The organism is Bifidobacterium catulorum (assembly GCF_003129925.1).
GTDB classification, from domain to species: Bacteria; Actinomycetota; Actinomycetes; order Actinomycetales; family Bifidobacteriaceae; genus Galliscardovia; species Galliscardovia catulorum.
This window is the reverse complement of record NZ_QFFN01000052.1, coordinates 1-9,337: the sequence shown is the minus strand read 5'-3', so window position 1 is coordinate 9,337 and position 9,337 is coordinate 1. Positions and strand designations below refer to the sequence as shown.

The window sequence follows — 9,337 nt, the reverse complement described above, 5'->3', positions numbered from 1 at the left end:
ATCAAGACCACCATCAAGATCGGCTACGGCTACCGCAACCTCGACAACCTCATCAGCCTCGTCATGCTCAAATGCGGAGGACTCGACCTACAACTCCCCGGACGCCAATAACCAGCAGGCCGGACCAGTGATCCACACCCACACAAACACCCGAAGAGCCACAAAAGTACGTCGAGTTTCCCGCAACGCAGATGACACTCCGTAGGACTTGTTTTTTGCTTAGAAGCCGAACTGGGCGGCGGTTTCCTTCAGCGTCTCGGCCGAACGCTTGAGGGCGGCCAGCTCACCATCGGACAACGGGGTGTTGATGTGGGTGTTGACGCCCTTGCGGTTGAGGACCGAGGGGACGGACATGCACACGTCGGAGATGCCGTGGAAGTCGTCGAGAAGGGAGGAGACGGGGAGGATGCGGTTCGAGTCCTTGAGGATGGATTCGATGATGTCGACGCCGGACATGGCGATGGCGTAGTTGGTGGCGCCCTTGCCCTCGATGATGCGGTATGCGGCGTTCTTGACTTCCTGGTGGATCTGCTCGCGCTTGGCGGCGTCCAGCGGCTCGTGGCCGGGCAGTTCCTTCCAATCGCACATGGGGACGCCGCCGATGGTGGCGGAGGACCAGAGCGGGACCTCGGAGTCGCCGTGCTCGCCGGCGATGTAGGCGTGGACGTTCTTGACGTTGACGCCGGTCTGCTGGGCGATGAGGAAGCGCAGACGGGCGGAGTCGAGGTTGGTGCCGGAACCGAAGATCTGGTTGGCGGGCAGACCGGAGAGCTTCATGGAGACATGGGTGACGATGTCCACGGGGTTGGTGACGAGCATGTAGACGGCGTTGGGGGCCACGTTGACGACACCGGGGATGATGGACTTCATGATGTTGATGGTGGCGCCGGCGAGATCGAGCCGGGACTGGCCGGGCTTCTGGCGGGCACCCGCGGTGATGACGACGACGTCGGCATCACGGCAGATCTCGACATCGTCGGATCCCTGGATGGAGACGGTGGGATAGAAGCTGGAGCCGTGCTGCATGTCGAGCACCTCGGCTTCGACACGCTTGGCGGCGATGTCTTCGAGGACGATTTCGCGGGCCACGCCTCGCTGGGCGGCGGCGAAGGCCATGGTGGAACCGACGGCGCCTGCACCGATGATTGCGAGCTTAGTGGGACGAATGGGTGATTCTGCCATAAAAGGCACCTCTCTTCGAAATTGAAATTGCTTTCAACTGCGGCAAATCATGCCAACTTCGGCTATACTCTATCCTCACCTTTTGACACTTTCGGCGCGGAAATGCCGTGTTCACGAATTGTTTATGAAACCTTGATGTAGGCGTCTCCGGTCCCGCTCATCACCGATGTCACTCATCACCGATGGCATTGTCATCGATGGCGTGATCGACGATCTGCGCGGCGAGATGCCTGTCGACGTCGGCCTCAAGGTATACGCCGTCGGCGCGGTAGTCGACGGCGGACACGACGCCGTATTCGCGCACCGCCGAAAGTATGGCGCCGGCGTCGTACGGCAGCAGCGCGGTGACATGCACGTCGGGGACGGGCAGCAGGGCCTCGACGGCGGCGCGCAGCCCGTCCACCCCCTGCCCGGTGGCGGCGGAGACGAGGAACGCGTCGGGGGCGAGACCGGAGAGCCGCTCCCGGACGGTGTCGTCGGTCAGGTCGATCTTGTTGAAGGCGAGGATGCGGGGGATGCCCTCTACGCCGGGGATGTCGGCGAGCACGTCGTTGACGGCGTCGATCTGCGAGAAGGGATCGGGATGGGACGCGTCGACGACATGGAGGATGACGTCGGCCTCGCCGACCTCCTCCAACGTGGATTTGAATGCCTCGACGAGCTGCGTGGGCAGCCGTCGTACGAAGCCGACCGTGTCGACGTACGTGTAGATGCGGCCGTTGGATGATTTCGTGCGCCGCACGGCCGTGTCAAGGGTGGCGAACAACGCGTTCTCGACGAGTTCGACCGATCCGGTGAGCCGGTTGGTGAGGGAGGATTTGCCGGCGTTGGTGTAGCCGACAACGGCGACGGAGGGCAACCCGTGACGGCGGCGCGAACCGCGCTTGACCTCGCGCGCGGGTGCCATCTGACGGATCTGCCGACGCAGACGGGCCATACGGGTGCGGATCACGCGCCGGTCCATTTCGATCTGCGTCTCGCCGGGACCCCTCGACCCGATGCCGCCGGCCTGCCCCGCGGCCTGGCCGCCCGCCTGCCGGGAGAGCGAGCCTCCCCAGCCACGCAGTCGGGGCAGCATGTATTCGAGCTGCGCGAGCTCGACCTGGGCCTTGCCCTCCCGGCTGGTGGCGTGCTGGGCGAAGATGTCGAGGATGACCGCGGTGCGGTCGACGACCTTGACCTTGGCGACGTCCTCAAGCCCGCGTCGCTGCGACGGAGGCAGGTCGGCGTCCACGACGATGGTGTCGGCCTCAAGCTCGCCGACGATGCGGGCGATCTCCTTGGCCTTGCCGGAACCGACGTAGGTGGCGGAATCGGGTTTGAGACGATGCTGGAGCAGTCCGTCCATGACTTCGGCGCCGGCGGTCTCGGCCAATGCGGCAAGCTCGCGCAACGACTCCTCGGCCTTGGCCTGCGTGGTTTCGAGACTCGACCATACGCCGACCAGCACCACGCGTTCGAGACGCACCTGCCGGTATTCGACCTCGGTGATGTCCTGCAGCTCGCCCAGGCCGGTCACATGCTTGAGCTGGTTGCGCGATTCACGCTCGGACCATTCCTCGCTGTCTTCGGCGAATCCGGCTCCGCGGGAGTCCTGCAGGACATCGGATTGCTCGTCCAGTGGCGACGTCTGCGGATACTGCTCGCCACCGCGGACGTCGGTGCGGTCTTCGTGGTCGTCGTCCCGCCACGTCTCGTCGGCGCTGGCCGTTGTGCTGGTATTGGTCACTGACACCTCTTGCATGCTGTTCTATTCCGGCACATTATTATCATCATGTGAGAAGACATGCGCGGAATCGTCCACGTATGCCTCCGCCATGACCATCAACGACCTTGATATGAGGCGTTTACCGTCCGAAACCGCAAGGAGATATGGAGTTCCGATGACGACGACACCCAACGAACAGTATTTTTCGGCTTCGCCGTCATCGCAGGACGTCCGTCGCACGCTGCATGTGACATTGCGCGGGCATGGGCTTGACGTGGAGACCTCGCACGGCGTGTTCTCGGGATCCCGCCTCGATCTGGGGACGTCGGTGCTGCTGCGCCATGCGCCCATGCCGCCCGAGGAGGGCGTGTTCCTCGACATCGGCTGCGGATGGGGGCCGATCTGCCTGGCCATGGCGCTGGAGTCCCCCGAAGCCGAGGTGTGGGGCGTCGACGTGAACGAACGCGCGGTGGCGTTGACGTCGGACAACGCGACGAAGGCCGGTTGCGCCAACGTTCATGCGGTGAGCAGCGATGACCTCGACGGCGAATTGCGGTTCGACGTCATCTGGTCGAATCCGCCGATCCGCATCGGCAAGGAGGCGCTGCACGGGTTGCTGATGTCGTACCTGCCGCGGTTGAATCCCGGCGGCGAGGCGTATCTGGTGGTGCAGCGCAATCTGGGGGCGGATTCGCTGATCCCCTGGATGGCGGATGCGCTTGGCGGGGATTTCACCGTACGCAAATACGCGTCGTCGAAGGGGTATCGTGTGATTGAGGTTCTGCGGGCGCGATGAGCGCATGGCCGTTATGCGCCCATATGCCGCGACGGCGTACACGTGCACGTGCGGGACATACGCGCGTGCGGGACGTGCCCGGGCATCCATGCGATGCATGACATCGCATATGAACATGCATGTGAACCATACAGAGGGAATGTAGAGGGAACGGATTTCCGTGAAATTTGAGTATCCTGCCGAACTGCCGGTCAGCGCCGCGAAGAATGAGATCGCCGAGGCGGTGCGCACACACCAGGTGGTGATCGTCTCCGGCCAGACCGGATCGGGCAAGACCACGCAGCTGCCGAAGATTCTGCTGGAGCTGGGCCGGGGCTCTCACGGCCGCCAGATCGTGCATACGCAGCCGCGCCGCATCGCCGCCCGTACGGTGGCAGAGCGCATCGCGTCCGAGATGGGGGTGCATCTCGGCGACGAGATCGGCTTCCAGGTGCGGTTCACCGACGAAAGCTCGCCGAAGACCCGTCTGCGGGTGGTCACGGACGGCATTCTGCTCGCGCAGATCCAGCGCGACCCGAAGCTGTATGCCTACGACACGATCGTCATCGACGAGGCGCATGAACGCAGTCTGAACATCGATTTCCTGCTGGGGTATCTCACGGCGCTGCTGCCCAGGCGGCGCGACCTGAAGCTCATCATCACGTCGGCCACCATCGACTCGGTGAAGTTCCAGGAGCATTTCGCCAAGGCGCTGCACACCGATGTACCGGTGATCGAGGTGTCGGGCCGCACGTTCCCGGTGCAGGTGGTGTATGAGCCCCTCGGCGCTCCCCCGGCGCTCATGCATGACGTGCCCGGCTTCGAGCGGATGGGCGACGACGACCATGACGACGATTCGGCGGATATGGCCACCGCCGTGGCACGGGCCTGCGCCGAGCTGGTGATTCATTCCTCGCACGAGCGGGGTGCCCGTGACATCCTCGTCTTCGCCTCCGGCGAGCGCGACATCCATGATTTCGAGTCGGCGCTGCGCCGGCATTTCGGCCAGCGCGCGGCGGACATGCGTCGTCCGGACGCGATCGAGGTGCTGCCGCTGTTCGCCCGTCTTTCGGCGAAGGAGCAGCATCGGGTGTTCGAGCCGCATTCGCATCAGCGCATCGTATTGGCGACGAATGTGGCGGAGACGTCGTTGACGGTGCCGGGCATCCGGTATGTGGTCGATCCGGGCACGGCCCGCATCTCGCGGTATTCGAAGGCGGCGAAGGTGCAGCGGCTTCCGATCGAGCCGATCAGCCAGGCGAGCGCGGACCAGCGGGCTGGCCGTTGCGGCCGTATAGCGGACGGCATCGCGATCCGTCTGTATGGCCGGGAGGATTACGAGACGAGGCCAAGGTTCACGGAGCCGGAGATCCTGCGCACGGGATTGGCGTCGGTGGTGCTGCACATGCTGTCGGTCGGCGTGGCGCATACCGCCGAGGACATCACGGATTTCGGGTTCATCGATCCGCCGAACACGCGCGCGGTGACGAACGGCTTCAACGATCTTACGGAGCTGAGGGCCATCACCCGTTCGCATGGCGAGGTGCGGCTCACGCGGATCGGCCGGCAGCTGTCGCGGCTTCCCATCGATGTGCGTCTGGCGCGCATGGTGGTGGAGGCGTCGAAGGATTCGCCGAACACGCTGGCTGCCGTGCTCGTGATCGTGGCGTTCCTGAGCCTGCAGGACCCGCGAGAGCGTCCGGAGGAAAAGCGCGACGAGGCGGACCGCCTGCATAACCGGTATGCGGACGAGTCCAGCGATTTCCTTACGGCGCTGAACCTGTGGGACCGGTTCTTCCAGGCGGACGGGGAGACGTCGAATTCGTCGTTGCGTCGCCTGTGCAAGGCCGAGTTCATGAATTATCCGCGTATGCGCCAGTGGCGCGACCTGTATCGGCAGCTGGTGCAGATGTGCCGCGAGCTGCGGTTCACGGTGGGCGATCCGCTGCCCGGGGGGCGGCCGGCGTTGGAGGTCCGACAGCTGCCGGCGAACCAGCAGGCGGCGCATTCGCTCGTCTGCTCGTGGGATTCCATGGGCGTGCATAAGGCGATGCTGTCGGGATTGCTGTCGAGCATCGGCATGCAGCAGGTGCGTGAGCCGAAGGCGTCGGATTTCGCCGGGCTTCGCGGCGCGGCGAGGGCCCGTGCGATGAAGCGGGCGCAGAAGCAGTCGCGCAACGAGTATCTGGGGTCGCGCGGCACGCGGTTCGCGCTGTTTCCGGCGTCGGCGGTGGCGAAGTCGACCCCGCAGTGGGTGATGGCTGCGGAACTGGTGGAGACGTCGCGTCTGTGGGCGCGCTCGGCCGCGAAGATAGACCCGGCGTGGGCCGAGCCGTTGGCGGGCAGCCTTACGCGAACCACGTACGCGGAGCCGCATTGGTCGGCGTCGAAGGGCGCCGCCGTGGCGAGCGCGAAGGTGCTGTTGTATGGTCTGCCCATCGTGCAGGACCGCACGGTGCTGTGGGGCGCCATCAATCCGGTGGAGGCCCGTGATTTTCTTATCCGCGAGGGATTGGTGGCCGGTGAGGTGCAGCAACGGTTCCCGTATGACGACTTCATCGACGGCAACCGCGCGGTGTTGGAGGAGTCCGATGAGGAGACGGCCCGCACCCGTCATGTGGTCGACCGGGTGACGGACGAGGATCTGGTCGATTTCTATGATGCGAGGCTGCCTTCGGACATCACGTCGATGGCGAAGCTGGGATCCTGGTGGAGGCGTCATCATGACGAGGATCCGACGTTGCTTGATTTCGACCCGTCGAAGGTCGAACGTCTTGCCGAGGCCGAGGAGGTCAGTCTCGACGACTATCCCGATCATTGGCATACGACGGGGTCGGACGGCTCCCCCATCGATCTGAGGCTCTCCTATGTCTATGATCCGCAGGCGGAGAACGACGGCGTTACGGTGCATGTGCCGTTGAAGTTCCTTTCCCGGATCACGCCCGAGCAGTTCACGTGGAATGTGCCGGGACTGTTGGACGAGCTGATCGTGGCGATGATCAAGTCGCTGCCGAAGGCGTTGCGTGTGCAGTTCGTTCCCGCTCCGGACACGGCGAGGAAGATTCGTTCGTGGATCGACGCGCATTATGATGCGTTGCCCGGGTCCGGGGAGCAGGGTCGTCCTGCGGCGCCGCCGGTCGACGGGACGACGGGTGCGGCGCAGTGGCCGGACCTGACCCATGTGTTCACGCAGGCTGCGATCCAGGTGGTGGGCGCGCAGCTGCATCCGGAGGTCTTCAATGAGGAGCAGATGGCGCGTCTGCCGAAGCATGTGCGCATGACGTTCGTGGTGGAGAAGCCTGCCGGGGGACGGTCCTCGCATCGGGGTCGTGGCCGTGGGCCTCAGCGGATGACGGTGCTGGCCTCCTCGAAGTCGCTGCAGGAGCTGCAGGCGAGGTTCGCCGAGCAGGCGGCGGAATCGGCGCGGCGGACGGTGAGGAAGCAGGCGACGAAGGCGGCGGATCAGGGCAAGGTGGTGCAGTCGGCGAATCTGCTGCACAAGGCGGGCGCCACCATGGCGTCGCGTTCATCGATGCTGTGGAATGCGGCGTTGGAGGCGCTGAGACTGCCCGCCGAACGCGTGTCTTCCCGTTGGTTGGGCAATGAGGCGCTGATGCTCGCCTCCGCGCCGTACAAGTCCACGGGTGATCTGGTGGAGGATCTGCAGTTGGCCGCCGTGAAGCGGCTGCTGCCGGATGTGGATACGATTGCCGACGACGCGCAGCTGGCCGAAGCGGTCGGCGACGTGACCCAGGTGTATGAGGATACGGTGTATCAGGTGGCGCGTGACGTGATCGCGGCGCTGCGCCGGTACGCCGAGGTGGACAAGGCCGTTTCGGGTACGGCGTCGCTGCCGTTGCTGTCGGTGCTGCAGTCCATCCGCGAGCATATCGGCTCGCTCGTCATGCCCGGTTTCGTCGGCGCGATGCCTCCGGATGCGCTGCGTTCCCTCGAACGGTATCTGCATGCGGACCTGCTCCGTCTGGAGAAGGCGAAGGCGAACAAGTCGCGTGACGTGAACTGGGCCTGGGAGGTCGACGAGGCGCAGCGGCTTGTGGACAAGGCCCGTGAGAAGGCCGGGATGCAGCCGGCCGGGCCGCGTCGTGACGAGATGACGGCTCGGGTCGAGAAGGCCCGCTGGATGGTGGAGGAGTTCCGTGTGAGCCTGTGGGCTCAGGAGCTGGGAACGCCGCGGCCGGTGAGTCTCAAACGCATCACGAAGGCGTTGAAGGAGTAGCCGACCGGATTTCGGCGGCTATACGAAGGTTGTATGAGGATGGCCTCGGTCCGCGATCGTCGCGGCCGGGGCCATCATGTTGTGGGATGTTCGTTCAGCGCCGGCCGATGTTGTGGCGCAGGCTGCGTTCGGCGTGATGGGTGTGCTGGTCGTTCATGACGGCGAAGTTGATGCCGATCAGGAGCCCTCCGCCGACGAAGTTGCCGAGTATGACGACGATGATGGCCAGCACCTCCATGAGCGGATCTCCCACGCCGTGCAGTCCCATGATGAGGAAGAGCACGGAGTCGGCGACGGAGTGCTCGAAGCCGAGGTAGGCGAACACGAACACGGCGACCATCATGATGATGCACTTGGTGAAGTCGTTGACGATCTTGCCGTTGTAGCACATGAGCATGGCGATGTTGATGCAGAAGTTGCAGAATATGGCGCGTACGAACAGGTCGGCTATGCCGAACGCGCCCTGGCCGAGGTAGCCGGTTTTGGTGGCGACGGCGGCGACCATGACGGTGTAGATGTCGCCGCTGATGATGGTGGAGAACCGCATGAGCAGTGCGACGACGAGGCCGCCGAGCAGGTTGCCGACGAGGCACAGGCCGAGTATGCGCAGGCTGTGCAGCCAGCTGATGCGCTTGTGGTAGACGCCGATGGACACGATCATCATGTTCGAGGTGAGCAGTTCGGAGTTCGTGTAGTAGATCAGCACGAGCGCCCATCCGAAGGTGCATGCGCCGAGCACCTTGCCGGCGAGCGCCATGGCGGGGCCTGCGGCGGCAAAGGTGGCGGAGATGGCGAAGAACGCGGTGAAGAAGATGCCGACGAAGAGGCCGGCCATGAGGGCCCGCTGCATGTATTTGCTCACGAGGCGGCCGGTCATGGTCTCCTTGCTGTTGAGCACGTCGAGCACGGTGGAGACGAACACGTTGCCGGGGAACAGCGGATGCAGCTTGGGGGCGGCTCCGAGCGGGGACGTCGGGGCGCCCTGGGCGGCCGGTGCCGCGGTCGTCGCGGCGGCGGTGTTGGCGGCTGTGTTAGCGGCATCCGTGGCCGCGGCTGCGGCCGAAGCGGCGGCTGCTGCGGCTGTCGCCGCGGCCGCCGCGGCCGCTGTCGCGGCATCGGGCGCTGATGTCGGGGATTGGGTGATCGCTGATGTCGTCTGATCGGAATTCGATGACATGAATCGTCTCTCTGTTCGTGGATTACGGTGTGTTTGGTTTTCCTCTAGATACCGATTTCACAGTAATTCACGTTGCCGCTCCCCCGCGCCATGTTGCCGTGATATTCCCCACATTTGAACGGTAACAATACCCGGATGACGCCGACAATCGTTCTGCGCGTGCGGTATCCGGCGTTGGGAGACGAAGGCGTACAAAGGTACGTCGAGTTTCCCATAGCCGGATAACGCTCCGCAGAACGATTGTTACAGTTTGGGGAG

The 9,337-nt window shown here is 64.4% G+C and carries 5 protein-coding genes; 2 read left to right on the top strand and 3 right to left on the bottom strand.

The window, feature by feature from the left end:
- Positions 1 to 219: 219 nt before the first annotated feature.
- On the bottom strand, positions 220 to 1,182 hold the full coding sequence (locus DF200_RS10095) for an L-lactate dehydrogenase (protein ID WP_109138147.1): 963 nt from the start codon (positions 1,180 to 1,182) through the stop codon (positions 220 to 222).
- A 169-nt stretch (positions 1,183 to 1,351) separates the two neighbouring features.
- Positions 1,352 to 2,926, bottom strand: coding sequence for a GTPase HflX (gene hflX, locus DF200_RS10090; RefSeq protein WP_109138146.1), 1,575 nt, complete (start codon positions 2,924 to 2,926; stop codon positions 1,352 to 1,354).
- Between the two features lie 139 nt (positions 2,927 to 3,065).
- On the opposite strand from hflX, the gene DF200_RS10085 reads away from it, so the two are divergent.
- Together DF200_RS10085 and hrpA are read left to right on the top strand one after the other, a co-directional pair.
- The gene (locus DF200_RS10085; RefSeq protein ID WP_109138145.1) at positions 3,066 to 3,686 is read left to right on the top strand and encodes a class I SAM-dependent methyltransferase; all 621 of its coding nucleotides are present in this window, start codon (positions 3,066 to 3,068) and stop codon (positions 3,684 to 3,686) included.
- 160 nt (positions 3,687 to 3,846) lie between these two features.
- Entirely contained in the window at positions 3,847 to 7,902 is a 4,056-nt protein-coding gene (gene hrpA, locus DF200_RS10080; protein WP_109138144.1) for an ATP-dependent RNA helicase HrpA, read from the top strand.
- Between the two features lie 94 nt (positions 7,903 to 7,996).
- Here the strand turns inward: hrpA and DF200_RS10075 are convergent, their stop codons facing one another.
- Positions 7,997 to 9,079, bottom strand: coding sequence for a formate/nitrite transporter family protein (locus DF200_RS10075; RefSeq protein WP_170112509.1), 1,083 nt, complete (start codon positions 9,077 to 9,079; stop codon positions 7,997 to 7,999).
- Positions 9,080 to 9,337: the final 258 nt, after the last annotated feature.